13 protein-coding genes are annotated in these 15,744 nt (G+C 62.3%); 4 read left to right on the forward strand and 9 right to left on the reverse strand.

Annotation, left to right across the window (positions count from 1 at the left end):
• The first annotated feature begins 4 nt into the window (after nt 1-4).
• Nucleotides 5-2,632, forward strand: coding sequence for a sensor domain-containing diguanylate cyclase (locus J1777_RS14435; RefSeq protein WP_207574383.1), 2,628 nt, complete (start codon nt 5-7; stop codon nt 2,630-2,632).
• A gap of 275 nt (nt 2,633-2,907) precedes the next feature.
• Nucleotides 2,908-3,384 carry a PACE efflux transporter gene (locus J1777_RS03180; protein WP_207574384.1) on the forward strand — a complete coding sequence of 159 codons (477 nt, stop codon included), beginning with the start codon at nt 2,908-2,910 and terminating at the stop codon, nt 3,382-3,384.
• Nucleotides 3,385-3,429: 45 nt separating this feature from the next.
• Here the strand turns inward: J1777_RS03180 and fur are convergent, their stop codons facing one another.
• Nucleotides 3,430-3,852, reverse strand: coding sequence for a ferric iron uptake transcriptional regulator (fur, locus tag J1777_RS03185; protein ID WP_207574385.1), 423 nt, complete (start codon nt 3,850-3,852; stop codon nt 3,430-3,432).
• 134 nt (nt 3,853-3,986) lie between these two features.
• Here fur and J1777_RS03190 point away from each other — a divergent pair, with 134 nt between their 5' ends.
• Both J1777_RS03190 and dapB read left to right on the forward strand, forming a co-directional pair.
• The gene (locus tag J1777_RS03190) at nt 3,987-4,556 is read left to right on the forward strand and encodes an outer membrane protein assembly factor BamE (RefSeq protein WP_207574386.1); all 570 of its coding nucleotides are present in this window, start codon (nt 3,987-3,989) and stop codon (nt 4,554-4,556) included.
• Between the two features lie 24 nt (nt 4,557-4,580).
• On the forward strand, nt 4,581-5,390 hold the full coding sequence (gene dapB / locus J1777_RS03195) for a 4-hydroxy-tetrahydrodipicolinate reductase (RefSeq protein ID WP_207574387.1): 810 nt from the start codon (nt 4,581-4,583) through the stop codon (nt 5,388-5,390).
• Between the two features lie 62 nt (nt 5,391-5,452).
• On the opposite strand, the gene arsC is transcribed toward dapB, so the two are convergent.
• The 8 genes from arsC to J1777_RS14440 form a co-directional block, all read right to left on the reverse strand.
• Nucleotides 5,453-5,935: an arsenate reductase (glutaredoxin) gene (gene arsC, locus J1777_RS03200; protein ID WP_207574388.1), complete on the reverse strand. Its 483-nt coding sequence runs from the start codon at nt 5,933-5,935 to the stop codon at nt 5,453-5,455.
• Nucleotides 5,936-5,947: 12 nt separating this feature from the next.
• Nucleotides 5,948-6,961, reverse strand: a complete 1,014-nt coding sequence (gene arsB / locus J1777_RS03205; RefSeq protein WP_207574389.1) for an ACR3 family arsenite efflux transporter — start codon at nt 6,959-6,961, stop codon at nt 5,948-5,950.
• Nucleotides 6,962-6,963: 2 nt separating this feature from the next.
• Entirely contained in the window at nt 6,964-7,317 is a 354-nt protein-coding gene (locus tag J1777_RS03210; RefSeq protein WP_207574390.1) for an ArsR/SmtB family transcription factor, read from the reverse strand.
• Between the two features lie 146 nt (nt 7,318-7,463).
• Nucleotides 7,464-8,048, reverse strand: a complete 585-nt coding sequence (gene ssb, locus J1777_RS03215) for a single-stranded DNA-binding protein (protein WP_207574391.1) — start codon at nt 8,046-8,048, stop codon at nt 7,464-7,466.
• Nucleotides 8,049-8,222: 174 nt separating this feature from the next.
• Complete coding sequence (mnmA, locus tag J1777_RS03220) at nt 8,223-9,335, reverse strand: tRNA 2-thiouridine(34) synthase MnmA (RefSeq protein ID WP_207574392.1); 1,113 nt, start codon at nt 9,333-9,335, stop codon at nt 8,223-8,225.
• A gap of 57 nt (nt 9,336-9,392) precedes the next feature.
• The gene (locus tag J1777_RS03225; protein WP_207574393.1) at nt 9,393-10,763 is read right to left on the reverse strand and encodes an aminopeptidase P N-terminal domain-containing protein; all 1,371 of its coding nucleotides are present in this window, start codon (nt 10,761-10,763) and stop codon (nt 9,393-9,395) included.
• A gap of 65 nt (nt 10,764-10,828) precedes the next feature.
• A complete protein-coding gene (gene uvrA / locus J1777_RS03230) occupies nt 10,829-13,828 on the reverse strand; it encodes an excinuclease ABC subunit UvrA (RefSeq protein ID WP_207574394.1) in 3,000 nt (999 codons plus the stop codon).
• A gap of 103 nt (nt 13,829-13,931) precedes the next feature.
• The gene (locus J1777_RS14440) at nt 13,932-15,551 is read right to left on the reverse strand and encodes a methyl-accepting chemotaxis protein (protein ID WP_278253449.1); all 1,620 of its coding nucleotides are present in this window, start codon (nt 15,549-15,551) and stop codon (nt 13,932-13,934) included.
• Nucleotides 15,552-15,744 lie beyond the last annotated feature (193 nt).

Genomic DNA, 15,744 nt, shown 5'->3' on the forward strand with positions numbered 1-15,744 from the left:
TGCCATGTCCGTAGCTCATGCATTGGGTTCCCAGAAACCCTTGGGCCGCCACTCGCTGGCGCTGTTGATTGGCCTGCAACTGCTGCTGGTGCTGACCGTGGCGCTGGGCGGGTGGGGGGCCAGTGCCTACCTGCGCCAACTGACGCTGACCCAGACCCTGGAGCACGCCCAGGCGCAGGCATACAACCTGGAAGATGCCCTTTCGCAAAGCTTTCACCTGCTAAAGATGCACCTGCAGGCGCTGGGGGAAGATCACCCTGACCTGGCCCAGCAGCCGCAGCAACTGCAAGTGGCGATGGCGGCCTTGCAGCAAAAGCTGCCCTATATCCGCTCCCTGTCGGCGCTGGATGGGCAGGGGAAAATCCACATCAGCACCGACCCCGCCAATGTGGGGCAGCGGCTGCTGCTGGGAGAGCTGCAGCACTCGGTGGTCCCTGGTGCTGCGGGCGTGTTGCGCTTTGGCCATCCCTGGCGTGGGCGCAATTTTGCCGATGGCACACCCTGGCCGCGCCATCGCGAGGGCGGGCTGGTGGTCGATTCCGGGTTCTTCCCCGTCACCCTGGTGCTGCCTGGTGCGCCGCAGTGGACGCTGCTGGCAACCATCAACAGCGATTACTTCATCAATCTGGCGCTGAACCACCAAACCTCCGTCGCCTTGCGCTATAGCGTCTATAGCGATGAGGGCATCTTGCTGTTCTCCACCAATGAAAATGCCCAACCCGGCACGCTGATGCCTCGGGCCGAAGCGCTGCAAGACATCCTAGAGCGCCAAGTGGGCACGGCACATTGGCCCCAGACCCGCACCCAGGAGGCTGAGGTGGCAGCTTTTCGCGCCTCGCGCAGCTACCCTTGGCTGGTGCTAGCGCAGGCCCAGACCCAGGAGGTGCTGCGCCCCTGGCGGCAGCAGACCGAACGGTTGGCAGTGATTGCCGTCTTGTCCGTGCTGGGCTTGTTGCTGGTGACTGGCTCCTTGACCTGGCGCGTGCGGCGTGTGCTGGCGCAGGAAGAGCGCCACCTGGAAGCCAGCCGCCTGGCAGCCAGTGTGTTCTCGCACAGCAGCGATTTGATCGCCATTACCGACAGCTTGGGCCGAGTGCTGACGGTCAATCCCACTTTCGAGCGCACTCTGGGCTTTAGCGCCCAGGAGGTCGTGGGCCGCAAGCTGGGTGAATGGCAGGATGGCCGGGCCGCGCCGGCTGGTTTGACCCCGCTGTGGACGGCCTTGGCCAGTGAAGACACGTGGGAAGGCAAGGTGCAGGAGCGGTGCAAGGACGGCAGCGAGCTGATCGGCTGGCTGGCGGCCAGTGCCATTCGGGATGCTCGCCAGCAAGTCGTCAATTATGTTTTTGTGCTGCGCGACCTTTCACGCTTGCACGCTGACGAGGCCACGATTCGCAAACTCTCGCAGGTTGTGGAGCAAAGCCCGTTGAGCATTCTCATCACCTCCACAGCACCTGCCATCGAATATGGCAACCCAGAGTTTTTTCGCATCTGCGGTTTTTCGCCAGAAGAGTTGCTGGGTGTCAATCCGCGCATCATGCAATCGGGCCAGACACCTGTCACCACCTACCGGTCCATGTGGGCTGCGCTTAAGCAAGGCAATGCCTGGGAGGGTGAATTTATCAATCGCCGCAAGGACGGCAGCCTCTACATTGAAAACGCCATCGTTGCGCCGCTGCTCAATGCCGATGGCCAAACCACCCATTACCTGGGTATCAAGCAAGACATCACGGCCTACAAAGAAGCCGAAAAAGCCCTGCGCCTGGCCGCCAGTGTGGTGGCTCAGACGCACGAAGGGGTCATGATCTGCGACGCACAGCGGCTTATTACTGATATCAATCCCGCCTTTACCCGCATCACTGGCTATACGCGCGAGCAGGTGTTGGGCCGCAAGCCCAGCATTCTCTCTGCAGGCAGCAAAAATCAAGAGGGGTACATCGCCATGTCGGCCGCCCTGGCCGCTAGCGGGCATTGGTCGGGCGAATTTTGGAACCGTCGCCCTGACGGCAGTGTGTACGCCACCGCCAATTCGATGAACACCATTACCGATGATGCGAGCCAGATCGCTTACTACATCAACGTGTTCCAAGACGTGACCGAGCGCCGCCAGCAGCAAGAGTTTTTGGAGTCCCTGGCACACTTTGACCCCTTGACGCGGCTGCCCAACCGCACTTTGCTGAACGACCGCATCGCCCAGGCGATGGGCCGTGCCGGGCGCGCGCAATCTCTGTTGGGCGTGTGCTTTTTGGATCTGGATGGATTCAAAGCCGTGAACGATACCTGGGGCCACGAGGCCGGGGATGATCTATTGATCGTTATCGCCCGCCGTCTAGAGGCCTGCGTCCGTGCTGAAGATACGGTAGCCCGCCTTGGTGGGGATGAATTTGTTGTCCTGCTCACAGCGGTGACTGATACCGCGGAATGCGAACGCGCAGCCGCCCGCATTTTGGCCTCGGTACGCGAACCCATTGATGTCGGTGGCCACACCGTGCACGTGGGAGTCAGCATTGGTATCGCCCTGTATCCGCAAGATGGTGATGATGCTGAAACCCTGCTGCGCTACGCCGACATGGCCATGTACCGCGCCAAGCAAGCGGGGCGTAACCGCTGGGTGTTGCATGCGGATGGCTAAGAACGTGTTCACAATCTCCTCGCGGGTGTGCAGTCGCGGCCTCGGGCGGTCTGCGGCGTTGCAAATCCTCGCCATAGCTAGCGCTATGTCTGTGGTTTGCGCCTTGCAGCCCATCCCGATCCGCATCCCGCACCCCTTCGCGTGGAGATCATGAACACGTTCTAAGCGCATAAACACCTTCTTTGCACCTTCTTTGGCATGGGAGCGTGTTGCAGAGGCGGCTTAAATCCCCATGGTGGCCGATTTTTGGGGCAGCCCCTACACTGCGCGGACTTATGAATTCGTCTGCTTCTTCTTCGTTGAATCCCGTTGCCCCCAAAAAAATCACTGGCCTGCAAGGCCCTTGGCGGCGGGTTTTGTTTGTCGGTTTGTATGAGCTGATCGCCATTGTTTGCGCCAGCGGCCTGTTCATGCTGATTGGTCAGCAGCCGGGCGAGTCAGGGGCCATGGCGGTTGCCGCCTCGGTCATTGCCATGAGCTGGAACGTGACCTTCAACCACTGGTTTGAGCGCTGGGAGCTGCGCCAAACCGTCAAGGGCCGCTCGCTCAAACGCCGCATCGCCCATGCACTGGGGTTTGAGGGCGGGCTGGGGGCTATTTTGATTCCCGTCATGGCCTGGTGGTTTGGCATCAGCCTGTGGGAGGCGACGGTGATGGAGGCCGGGATGCTGGCCTTCTTCTTGGTTTACACCTACGGCTTTAACTGGGCGTTTGACCGGATTTTTGGGTTGCCAGCGGCGGCGCAGGGCTGAGCAAATCTTGGTCCACGGCCCCAGGCGGTGGGGCCGGTTGGTGGCTTATTTCTTTCCGAGGCAATGGGCGCACACGCCATACAGCGACATGGCATGGTCTTGAATCGTCCAGCCTAGACGATCGGCCACTTGCAGCTGGCGTTTTTCGATCTCGGGATCAAAAAACTCTTCCACTTTGCCGCAGCTGGTGCAGACCAGGTGGTCGTGGTGCTGGCCTTCGTTGAGTTCGTACACGGCTTTGCCGCTCTCAAAATTGCTGCGCAGCAAAATGCCCGCTTGTTCAAACTGCGTCAGCACGCGGTACACGGTGGCCAAGCCGATGTCCGAGCGCTCATCCAGCAGCACGCGAAACACATCTTCCGCCGTCATGTGGCGCTGTTTGCCTGTTTGGAAAATCTCCATGATTTTGAGGCGCGGCAGAGTGGCTTTCAGGCCGGTGCTTTTTAAGTTTTCAATATTGTTGTTCATGGCGTAACCGTCCAGCAAAAACGGCAACTCGGGCGCTGCCGCATAAAAAACCAAGGCCCAGGAAACGGGGCCAGTCGCAGTCCGGCAAATGCTGCCGCTACAATGCCCCCGATCATATCTGGCCCTTAATACCTATGCCCGCTCTCACCCGTTACCGCGCCGCCTTGGCCCTTGTCCTGCCGCTTGCCCTGGCGGCCTGTAGCAGCGTCAGTGATGCTTCTCGCTCTGCCATGCACAAATTAACGCCCTACAAGGTCGAGGTGGTGCAAGGCAATGTGGTGACGAAAGAGCAAGTACAAGCCCTGCAGCCGGGCATGAGCCGCCAGCAAATCCGCGAAATTCTGGGCTCGCCCCTCATGACCAGCGTGTTCCATTCCGACCGCTGGGAATACGTCTTCACCATGAAGCGCCAAGGCGTGGCCGAGCAGACGCGCAAGCTCACCGTATTTTTCCAGGGCGATAGCTTTGTGCGTGCGCAAGGCGATGAGATGCCCTCCGAGGAGGAGTTCATCGCTTCGCTGTCCAAGCCCAAAGGCAAGCTCAAAATCCCTCCGCTGCAAGCCACCCCTGAGCAATTGGCCAAATACCCTGGCCCAGCGGCCCAGTCGGATGCAAGCACGGCCAGCAGTGCTCCCAACAGCGCTCCCAACAGCGCTACCAGTTCGGCCCCCCAGCGCAGCTACCCGCCGCTGGAGCGGGACTAATCTCTTTCCTGATCTGATTGTTTTATGAGTTCACACCCTCTTCGCATCGCCGTGGCCGGTGCCAGTGGCCGCATGGGCCGCATGCTGATTGAAGCCATTGCCGCCAGTGGCGATTGCCAATTGACTGCGGCCCTCGACCAGCCGCAAAGCCCCAGCTTGGGCCAGGATGCCGCCGCCTTTTTGGGCCAAAGCAGCGGTGTGGCGATTGAATCGGATCTGCGCAGTGCCTTGGCCAAGGCCGATTTTTTGATTGATTTCACCCGTCCTGAAGGCACGCTGGCCCACCTGCAGGTGTGCGCTGAGCTGGGGGTGAAAGTGGTCATTGGCACCACGGGTTTTGACGATGCGGGCAAGGCGGCGATTGCTGCTGCCGCACAAAAGACGGCCGTCGTTTTTGCCCCCAATATGAGTGTTGGCGTGAATGTCACCCTCAAATTGTTGGAGCTGGCCGCGCAGGCGCTGCCCGATTACGACATTGAAATTGTCGAAGCCCACCACAAGCACAAGGTGGATGCCCCCTCGGGCACCGCCTTGAAAATGGGGGAAGTCATTGCTGCGGCGCAAAACACCGCCTTGGCCGATCGCGCGGTGTACGAGCGCTATGGCCACACCGGTGCCCGCAAAGCCGGCAGCATCGGCTTTGCCACCATTCGCGGTGGCGACATCGTGGGCGATCACACCGTGCTGTTTGCCGGCACGGGCGAGCGCATCGAGATCAGCCACAAATCCTCCAGCCGCGCCGGTTACGCCGAGGGCAGTGTGCAGGCAGTGCGCTTTTTAGCGAAGCACTCTGCGGGCTTGTTTGATATGTTTGACGTACTTAAGCTGCGATAAACCACTGTTTGATTGCGCTAAGTGCTATAAAAAAACCGCCTGGACAACCAAGGCGGTTTTTTTTATGGGGCGCTGGGCTGGGCGGGTGGGGTGGTGTGAGAGCGCACATCCGCGTCAAGTCGGGTTGGACTGGCGGTGTTGCGCGTATCAACCACTTCGCCATCTTCTTTGGTGAACAGGCCGATCTGGGCATTGGGCAAGATGTCCAAGACGGCCTCTGAGGGGCGGCACAAACGCACGCCCAGCGGGGTCACCACAATAGGACGATTCAACAAGATGGGGTGCTGCTCCACAAAATCGAGCAATTGTTCATCCGTCCATTGAGGGTTGCCTAAATCCAGCGCTGCATAGGGCGTACCTTTTTCGCGCAGTACCTCGCGCACAGTCATGCCCATGCTTTGGAGCAGGGCCTTGAGCTCTGCGCGGCTGGGTGGGGTGTGCAGATATTCGACGATGTTGGGCTCTACCCCGCTTTGCCGAATCATGGCCAAGGTGTTGCGCGACGTGCCGCAATGGGGGTTGTGATAAATGGTGATGCAGGACATAGGTGGCTGAAGTTACTTTTGTGCAGGGCGCCAGGCATTCACCATGGCCACGAGAGAGAGCATGACCGGCACCTCGACCAACACACCGACCACCGTGGCCAGTGCCGCGCCAGAGTGCAAGCCGAACAAGGAGATGGCCACGGCCACCGCCAGTTCAAAGAAGTTGGAGGTGCCAATCAGGCATGCAGGCCCCGCGATGGTGTGCGGCAGCTTGATCAGCTTTGCCATCCACCAGCTCAGGAAGAAGATGCCGTAGGTTTGCAGCACCAGGGGAATGGCAATCAAGCCAATGACCAAAGGCTTGTTGATGATGGTTTGCGCCTGAAAGCCAAACAGCAAAACCACGGTGGCGATCAGCCCAACGATCGACCAAGGCTTGAGTGCCGATACCAAGTGGCTGACAGCGTGTGATGACCGCCGCTGCAGCCAACTTCGCGTCACAACCCCGGCCGTTAAAGGCAGTACCACGTACAAGAGCGTGGACAGCAGCAAGGTTTCCCATGGCACGGAGACGTTGGTTACGCCCAGCAAGAAGGCTGCAATCGGAGCGAACGCGACGACCATCACCAAGTCATTGATGGAGACTTGCACCAGGGTGTAGTTGGCATCGCCTTTGACCAACTGGCTCCAGACAAACACCATCGCCGTACAAGGTGCAACGCCCAGCAAAATCATGCCGGCGATGTACTCGCTGGCCGATGCGGGGTCCACCCAAGGCGCAAAGAGGTACTCAAAAAACAGCACGCCCAGTGCCGCCATGGTGAAGGGCTTGATCAGCCAATTGACCACCAGCGTCAGCATCAAGCCTTGCGGTTTTTTGCGCACATCCTTGACGGCCGCCCAGTCAATTTGAATCATCATGGGATAAATCATGACCCAGATGAAGACGGCCACCACCAGATTGACCTGCGCATACTCCAGCGCAGCAATCGACTCAAAGGCGGCCGGCATGATGAGGCCAAGCGCAACGCCCGCAGCGATGCCCAGAGCGACCCAGACAGTCAAAAAGCGTTCAAAAATACCCATTTTTAGCTTTCTTTCGTTTCAGGTTGAATGGCGGGCGTGCCGCACGAGCTAGCAGTTGCTTGGCCGCAATCCGCACCAGCGCAGCAGTTCTCCGTGAGATAACTAAGCAGCAAATGCATCTCGTCATATGCCGCGCGATAAAACAAATTTCGGCTCACACGCTCTTGGCACACCAGGCCCGCATGCATCAGCTCCTTGAGATGGAATGACAGTGCCGTGGCAGGCACGCCCAGCCGTTCTGCGAGTACCGAGGGGGTCAGCCCTTGAGTACCTGCCATGACCAGGGCGCGAAAAACACTCAGGCGCACGGGATGCGCCAGTGCAGCCAATGCTTTGATAACTTGGTCTTCATTCATTATTCAATGATAGTTGAATTATTGAGGTATTGAACAAAAAAAGAACCTCGCCAACGGCAGTGAACAAGCGCTAGCGTTGCTCACCGACGGGACGAGGCTCTTGAGAGTGTCAAGACCTAACGCAGCACTTCTGGCTGCAGTGCGGGCTAGAACGGAATATCGTCGTCGCCAAAATCGTCAAACCCGGCCGAGGGGCGCGGTGCAGCTGGTTGCGCCGCGGGCGCTGGCGGCGGCGCGGGAGGGGCTTGGCGTGGGGCGGATTGTTGCTGCTGCTGTTGAGGTGGCTGGTATTGCGCTGCGGCCTGCGGTTGGCGCTGCGGGGCCGCGTAGTTGCTGTTGCCATAGCCTTCGTTGCTGCCGTAGCCACTGTTGCCGCCATCGCCCTGCTGCTGGCTGCGGCCGCCAAGCATTTGCAGGGTGTCGGCGCGGATTTCGGTGGCGTAGCGATCTTGGCCCGATTGCGGATCGGTCCATTTGCGCGTGCGGATGGAGCCTTCGACGTACACCTGCGAGCCTTTGCGCAGGTACTGCCCGGCGATTTCAGCGAGGCGGCCATTGAACACGACGCGGTGCCATTCGGTGGCTTCGCGGTTCTCGCCAGAGGTTTTGTCGCGCCACTTGTCGGTGGTGGCGATGGTGACGTTGGCCACTTGGTCGCCACTGGGGAAGGTGCGCATTTCCGGGTCGCGCCCGAGGTTGCCAACCAAGATAACTTTATTGACGGATGCCATGGTGTTGTTCCTTTTGCAGCCCAGGTGTTGAGGGGGAGGAGTCTGGGCCAAATCCATTGAAAAACGGCCCCTCCGGCAGGCCGCAGGTGCGCAGCATAACCGCCCCCTTTGTTCGCGGCAGAGGCCAGGCAAAAAAGCCCAGCACGGGGTTTGTGCGTTGCTGCGCAGCGGTGCTTACGCCATCGCCGTGATGATGCCGCCGCCCAGGCAGACCTCGCCGTCGTACAGCACGGCCGACTGGCCGGGGGTGACGGCCCATTGCGGTTGTGCGGCGCAATCCAGGGTGAAACGGGTGCTGTCGGCCTGCGCCAGTTGCGTGGTTGCATCGGGCTGGCGGTAGCGGGTTTTGCTGCCGTAGGTGCCCAGCGCCGGGGCGTGGCCGGCGACCCAGCTGGCCTGGTCGGCCTCGACCCGCGCAGACAGCAGCCAGGGGTGGTCGTGCCCCTGCACCACGACCAGGGTGTTGTGTGGCACGTCTTTGCGGGCGACGAACCACGGGGCATGCTCGCCCGCGCCCCGGGCCGCGCCTTTTTCTTTCACGCCGCCAATGCCCAGGCCCGAGCGCTGGCCCAGCGTGTAAAACGACAGGCCGACGTGCTGGCCCAGTTTGCGCCCCCGGTCATCGACGATGGGGCCGGGTTCTTTGCTGATGTAGCGGTTCAAAAAGTCGCGAAAAGGGCGCTCGCCGATAAAGCAGATGCCAGTGGAGTCTTTCTTTTTGGCGTTGGGCAGGGCCAGCTCTGCGGCGATGCGGCGCACCTCGGTTTTGCACAGGTGGCCAATCGGAAACAGCGCTTTGGAGAGCTGCGCCTGGTTCAGCCGGTGCAAAAAATAGCTTTGGTCTTTGCTGGCATCCACGCCCTTGAGCAGTTCGAACAGGCCGGTGCTGGCGTTCTGGCGCACACGGGCGTAGTGGCCGGTGGCGATTTTTTCCGCGCCCAGGCGCATGGCGTGGTCGAGGAAGGCTTTGAACTTGATCTCGGCATTGCACAGCACGTCCGGGTTGGGCGTGCGCCCGGCTTGGTATTCGCGCAGAAATTCAGCGAACACGCGGTCTTTGTAGTCGGCGGCAAAGTTCACATGCTCGATCTCGATGCCCAGCACATCGGCCACGCTGGCGGCATCTAAAAAATCTTGGCGGCTGGAGCAAAACTCGGAATCGTCGTCGTCTTCCCAGTTTTTCATGAAGATGCCTACCACCTCATGGCCTTGTTGCTTTAAGACGTGGGCGGTGACGGCGGAGTCCACGCCGCCGGACAGGCCGACGACGACGCGTTGTTTTTTCATGGCAAGTCGTATTTGGTCGTATTAAACGGTGGGTTGTTACAGGGGGTGAAAGCGCTGTTAGCGGCGCATCAGCGCCTCAATGGCATCGACTTCCACGGGCACGTCGCGCGTGAGCAGCTCGCAGCCGGTGGCGGTGACCACGGCATCGTCTTCGATGCGGATGCCAATGTGGTGAAAGTGCGCGGGCACGCCCTCGGCCGGGCGGATGTACAGGCCCGGCTCAATGGTCAGGCACATGCCGGGGCGCAGGATGCGGCTGGGGCGGCTGCCGTCGGGGTGGGCGGCAGCGCCGGGTTCGGTGTAGCTGCCGCAGTCGTGGACGTCCATGCCCAGCCAGTGGCTGGTGCGGTGCATGTAGAACGGGGCGTAGGCTTTGTTGGCGATGATGTCCTGGGCGCTGCCGTGCTGGTGGGCATTGAGCAGGCCCAGATCGAGCAGCCCCTGGGCTAGCACGGCCACGGTGGCCTCGTGCGGGTCGGTAAAGCGGTTGCCCGCGCGGGTGGCGGCAATGGCCGCTTGCTGGCTGGCCAGCACCAGTTGGTACACATCGCGCTGCGGGCCGCTGAAGCGGCCATTGGCGGGAAAGGTGCGGGTGATGTCGGCGGCGTAGCCATCGAGCTCGCAACCCGCGTCAATCAGCACCAGGTCGCCATCGCGCACGGGCGTGTTGCCGGCGCGGTAGTGCAGCACGCAGGCGTTGGCCCCGGCGGCGACGATGCTGTCGTAGGCCACGCCCTGGGCGCCGCCCTGGCGAAATGCGTGCAACAGCTCGGCATCCAGGTGGTATTCGCGCACGTCCTCACCCGCTCGCAGCATGCGGGCGCTGGTTTGCATGGCCCGCATGTGGGCGCTAGCGCTGATGGTGGCGGCGCGGCGCAGGGTGGCCAGCTCGTGCGGGTCTTTGATGAGGCGCATTTCATCGAGCAGCTGGCACAGGTCGCCCTGCTGGGCGGGGCACAGCACCCCGGCACGGGCCCGTTGGCGCACGGGGGTGATCCAGCGCTCGATTTGCGCGGCCAGGCCGTCGTGGGTGGCAAAGGGCCACCAAATGCATTGCTGGTTGTCCAGCAGGGGGGGCAGGTGCGCGTCGATCTCGGTGTTGGCGTAGGCGGCATCCAGCCCCAGGGCGGCGGGCGCGGCTTGGGGGCCGAGGCGGTAGCCGTCCCAAATTTCGCGCTCGATGTCTTTGGGCTGGCAAAACAAGGTGGCGCGGCCCTCGGCGGTGAGCACCAGGGTGGCACCCGGCTCGGTAAAACCGGTCAGGTAAAAAAAGTAACTGTCGTGCCGGTACAGGTAAAAGTTGTCGCGGTTGCGCTGGCGCTCGGGCGCGGTGGGGATGATGGCGATGCCGCCAGCGCCCAGTTGGGCGGCCAGTTGGGCGCGGCGCTGGGCATACACATCCAGGGGGTAGGCAGTGGAGCAGGTCATATTAAAAAAATAGCTTGTTGCGCTGATAGATCAATGAATTCAAGGCAATTAAATAGTAAAACCTTTTAATTACCAGCGGTTGCAGCTTCTAAATAAGGAAGCAAATACCGCCCGGTGTGGCTGGCGGGGTGGGCCGCCACGGTCTCTGGCGTGCCCTGGGCGACGACCTGGCCGCCGCCCGCACCGCCTTCGGGGCCGATGTCGATGAGCCAATCCGCCGTTTTAATCACGTCCAGGTTGTGCTCAATGATGACGATGGTGTTGCCCGCATCGCGCAGGCGTTGCAGCACGCGCAAAAGCAGCTCCACGTCGGCAAAGTGCAGGCCGGTGGTTGGCTCGTCCAGGATGTACAGGGTGCGGCCCGTATCGCGCTTGCCCAGCTCCAGCGCCAGTTTGACGCGCTGGGCCTCGCCGCCCGAGAGCGTGGTGGCGCTTTGCCCCAGGCGGATGTAGCCCAGCCCTACGTCCATCAGCGTTTGCAGGCGGCGGGCCAGGGCGGGCTGGTCGGCAAAAAAGGCCAGCGCGGCCTCTACGGTCATGTCCAGCACCTGGGCGATGTTTTGGCCCTTCCACTGCACTTCAAGGGTTTCGCGGTTGTAGCGCTGGCCGTGGCAGACGGCGCAGGCCACGTACACATCGGGCAGAAAGTGCATTTCCACCTTAATCAGGCCGTCGCCCTGGCAGGCTTCGCAGCGCCCGCCGCCGCTGGCCTGGGGTACGTTAAAGCTAAAGCGCCCCGGGCCGTAGCCGCGCTCGCGCGCGGTGGGGGCCTGGGCGAACAGGTCGCGGATGGGGGTGAACAGGCCGGTGTAGGTGGCCGGGTTGCTGCGCGGGGTGCGGCCAATGGGGGCTTGATCGACGCAGATGACCTTGTCGATCAGCTCCAGGCCCAAGAGCGCCTCGTGCGGCTGCGGCTGGGTGGCGGCGCGGTGCAGGCGGCGGGCGGCCTCGGCGTACAGGGTGTCGTTTACCAGGGTGGATTTGCCCGAGCCGGACACGCCCGTCACGCAGGTGATGAGGCCAATGGGAAAGTCCACCGCAATGTGCTGCAGGTTGTGCCCACTGGCCCCCACCACGCGCAGGCATTGCAGGCCGGGGTGCTGGGCGGGGGGCGGTGCGTGCAGCGGTTGGCCAAAGGCGTTTTTGGCGCTGGCCGTGGGCGCATCGGCTTCGCGCAGTGGCAGCCACGGTGTGCGCCGCGCGGGCACGGCAATGCGGCGCTGGCCGCTCAAATACTGGCCCGTGGGCGAGTCGGGGCTGGCCATGATCTGCGCCACCGTGCCCTGGGCCGTGATGCGCCCGCCGTGGCTGCCCGCGCCGGGGCCCAAATCCAGAATGTGGTCGGCGCAGCGCATCATGTCGGCATCGTGCTCGACCACGATCACGCTGTTGCCCAGGTCGCGCAGGCGCTGCAAGGTGGCAATCAAGCGGTCGTTGTCGCGCTGGTGCAGGCCGATGCTGGGCTCGTCCAGCACGTACATCACGCCCGAGAGGCCGCTGCCGATCTGGCTGGCCAGGCGGATGCGCTGCGCCTCTCCGCCCGAGAGGCTGTCGGCGCTGCGCGACAGGCTCAGGTAGCCCAGCCCCACATCGGTCAGAAAGCGCAGGCGGTTGGTGATTTCTTGCAAGATTTTTTCGGCAATGGCGGCCTGGTTGCCCTGCAGCTGCACGCTTTCGCACCAGTGCAGCGCCGCACTCAGGGTGCTGGTGCTGATGGTGTGGATGTTGCGCTGCTGCGCCCCGGTGCCGATGAATACATGCAGCGCCTCTTGGCGCAGCCGCGCTCCGTGGCAGTGCGGGCAGGGGCGGCTGCTGCGCAGCGCGGCCAGGCTGTCGTGCAGCGGGCCGCTGGAGTGGCTGGCCCAGCGCCGCGCGAGGTTGGGCATCACCCCCTCAAACGGGTGCTGCACGCTTTGGTGTTGCCCGTCGTGCTGGTAGGTGAAGGCGATGGCCTCTTCGCCCGAGCCCCACAGCACCACGTCCTGCACTGCCTGCGGCCAATCGGCAAACGGCGCATCAATGTCTTGGCCGTAATGCCGGGCCACGGCCTGCAGCAGCTCAAAGTAGGTGCTGTGCCGCCGCTCCCAGCCAGGAATGGCCCCGCTGGCCAGGCTGATCTCAGGGTGCGCCAACACGCGTTGCGGGTCGAAATCTTCCGCGTGCCCCAGGCCGTTGCAGGTGGGGCAGGCCCCTTGCGGGGCGTTGAAGGAGAACAGGCGCGGCTCCAGCTCGCCCAGGGCGTAGTGGCATTGCGGGCAGGCAAAGCGGCTGCTCAGGGTGAGCAGCTGGCCGCTGTCCATGTCCTGCACCTCGATGCGGCCGGCTTCGGGGGCCAGGCGCAGGGCGGCCTCCAGGCTTTCGGCCAGCCGCTGGGCGATGTCCGGGCGCACCTTGAGGCGATCGACCACCACGGCAATCTCGTGGCGCTGGGTTTTGTCCAAGGTGGGCAGGTCGGCGGCCTGCACGATCTGCCCGTCGATGCGAAAGCGCACAAAGCCCTGGGCCTGCAGCTGCACCAGCAGCTCGGCAAATTCGCCCTTGCGCCCGCTGACCACCGGGGCCAGCAGCATCAGCCGCGTGCCCTCGGGCAGCTGCAGCAGGCGATCGACCATCTGGCTCACGGTCAGCGCCTGCAGCGCCTGCCCATGCTGCGGGCAGTGCGGCACCCCGGCGCGGGCCAGCAGCAGGCGCAGGTAGTCGTTGATCTCGGTGACGGTGCCGACGGTGGAGCGCGGGTTGTGGCTGGTGGCTTTTTGCTCGATGGCGATGGCGGGCGACAGGCCTTCGATCACGTCCACGTCCGGCTTGTCCAGCTGCCCCAGAAACTGCCGTGCATAGGTGGACAGGCTCTCGACATAGCGCCGCTGCCCTTCGGCATACAAGGTGTCAAACGCCAGGCTGGATTTGCCCGAGCCGGACAGCCCGGTAATCACCACCAGCTGGTTGCGGGGAATATCGACATCAATGTTTTGCAGATTGTGGGTGCGCGCCCCGCGAATGCTAATGAGGCGCTGGCCCAGAGAGGGGCCGATGGAAGAGGAGGGGGGAGCAGAAGAAGAAAGCACAGGCACGCTGCAAAGAGCCCAAAAAAACGCCCCATGATAGAGGCGTTTCGCTTTTAGAACGTGAACAGGTTCTTACAGCTGGCAACGGGCCAGCGCCCGCGGCTTATGGCCGGTAGCCCAGGGCCGGGGCGTTGCCAGTGGCCAGCTGGCCACCGTCTTGCGGGCGATCTTGCAAACGAAAGACGCTGACGGTCTGCACCAGTTGGTGCGATTGGGTTTGCAGGCTGGCCGCAGCGGCGGCCATTTCCTCGACCAGGGCCGCGTTTTGCTGCGTCACCTGGTCCATCTGGGTGATGGCCTCTCCGATCTGGTCCACGCCCTCGCGTTGCTCGCGGCTGGCGGCGCTGATCTCGCCCATGATGTCGGTCACGCGGCGGATGGCGGCCACCACTTCCTGCATGGTGTTGCCCGCCTGATCGACCAGCACGCGCCCTTCATCGACGTGGGTCACGCTGTCGTGGATGAGCTGCTTGATCTGGCGTGCCGCCTCGGCGCTGCGCCCGGCCAGGGCCCGCACTTCGCTGGCCACCACGGCAAAGCCCCGGCCCTGCTCACCGGCGCGGGCCGCCTCCACGGCGGCGTTCAGCGCCAGGATGTTGGTTTGGAAGGCAATGGAGTCGATCACGCCGATGATGTCGCCGATCTTGGTCGAGTCCGCGTGGATGCTTTGCATGATGTGCACCACCTGCTCCACCGTCTGCCCGCCCTGGTCGGCAATGCGGCTGGCGTTGTTGGCCATCTGGTTGGCCTGGGCGGCGTTGTCGGCGTTGTGGCGCACGGTGGCACCCAGCTCTTCCATGGAGGCGGCGGTTTGCTCCAGGGCGCTGGCCTGGCTTTCGGTGCGGGCCGAAAGGTCGTGGTTGCCATGCGCAATCTCGGCACTTGCCGAGGCCACACCATCCGCACCGTGGCGCACCTGGCCGACGATGCGGGCCATGCTCTCTTGCATCTGCAAGATGCCGTGCAGCACGCTGCCATCATGCACGCGCTGCTGCTGGCTGCGCACGGCCAAATCCCCTTTGGCCACGGCATGCACCAGGGTGTTCAGCGTGGTGGGCTCATCGCCCAATTGGCGCATGATGCTGCGCGAAATCAGCCAGATGGTGACGGCCAGCAAGAGGGTGAATGCGCTGCCAATGAGCAAGGCCTCGACCATGCGCTTGAGGAACAGGGCCTGCACGTCATCGACATACACCCCAGAGCCCACCACCCAGCCCCAGGGGGCGTAGCCCTTGACGTAGGAGACTTTGGCCACCGGCTGGTCGTGCCCCGGCTTGGGCCAGAGGTATTCGACAAAGCCCTGTCCGTCTTTCTTCACCGTATCGACAAACGAGACAAACAGGTGCTTGCCCGTGGGGTCGGTGGTGCCGCTCAAGTCCTTGCCGTCCAGCTCGGGGCGGATGGGGTGCATCAGCATGTGCACCTGCATGTCATTCACCCAGAAGTACTCCCCCTCGCCATAGCGCAGCTTGCCGATGGCCTTGAGTGCCCGCTCTTTGGCCACCTCCTCGGGCAAATCCTGGCTCTTGGCCAGATCGTGGTAGTGCGAGGCAATGCCGGTGGCAATATCGACCATGCCTTTGAGGTTGTTTGAGCGCTCTGCCATGAGCAAAGTGCGCTCAGAAAACATCAAGGTGACCACCACCACCAGCAAGCCAAAGGCTGAGAGCACCACGGCGGTCATTAACCGGTTGGCAACGCTAAAACGGGTAAGAAACTGCATGCTTGAATTTCCAAGTTGAAAAATACGGTAAAACGAACGGACTGAGGTGTACTCGGTAGAGGACAAAATCAGTTTGATTTAAGCGAAGGTTTTTTGGCCCATTCCTGGGGTATTCCAGAATGCGCACGGCTTTTTTAAGAATTACAGACAATAGTCCTTCACTTTCTGCCCGCAATAGGCGCATGCCCTTGGT

The organism is Comamonas denitrificans, from assembly GCF_017368815.1.
Lineage (GTDB): Bacteria > Pseudomonadota > Gammaproteobacteria > Burkholderiales > Burkholderiaceae_C > Comamonas > Comamonas denitrificans.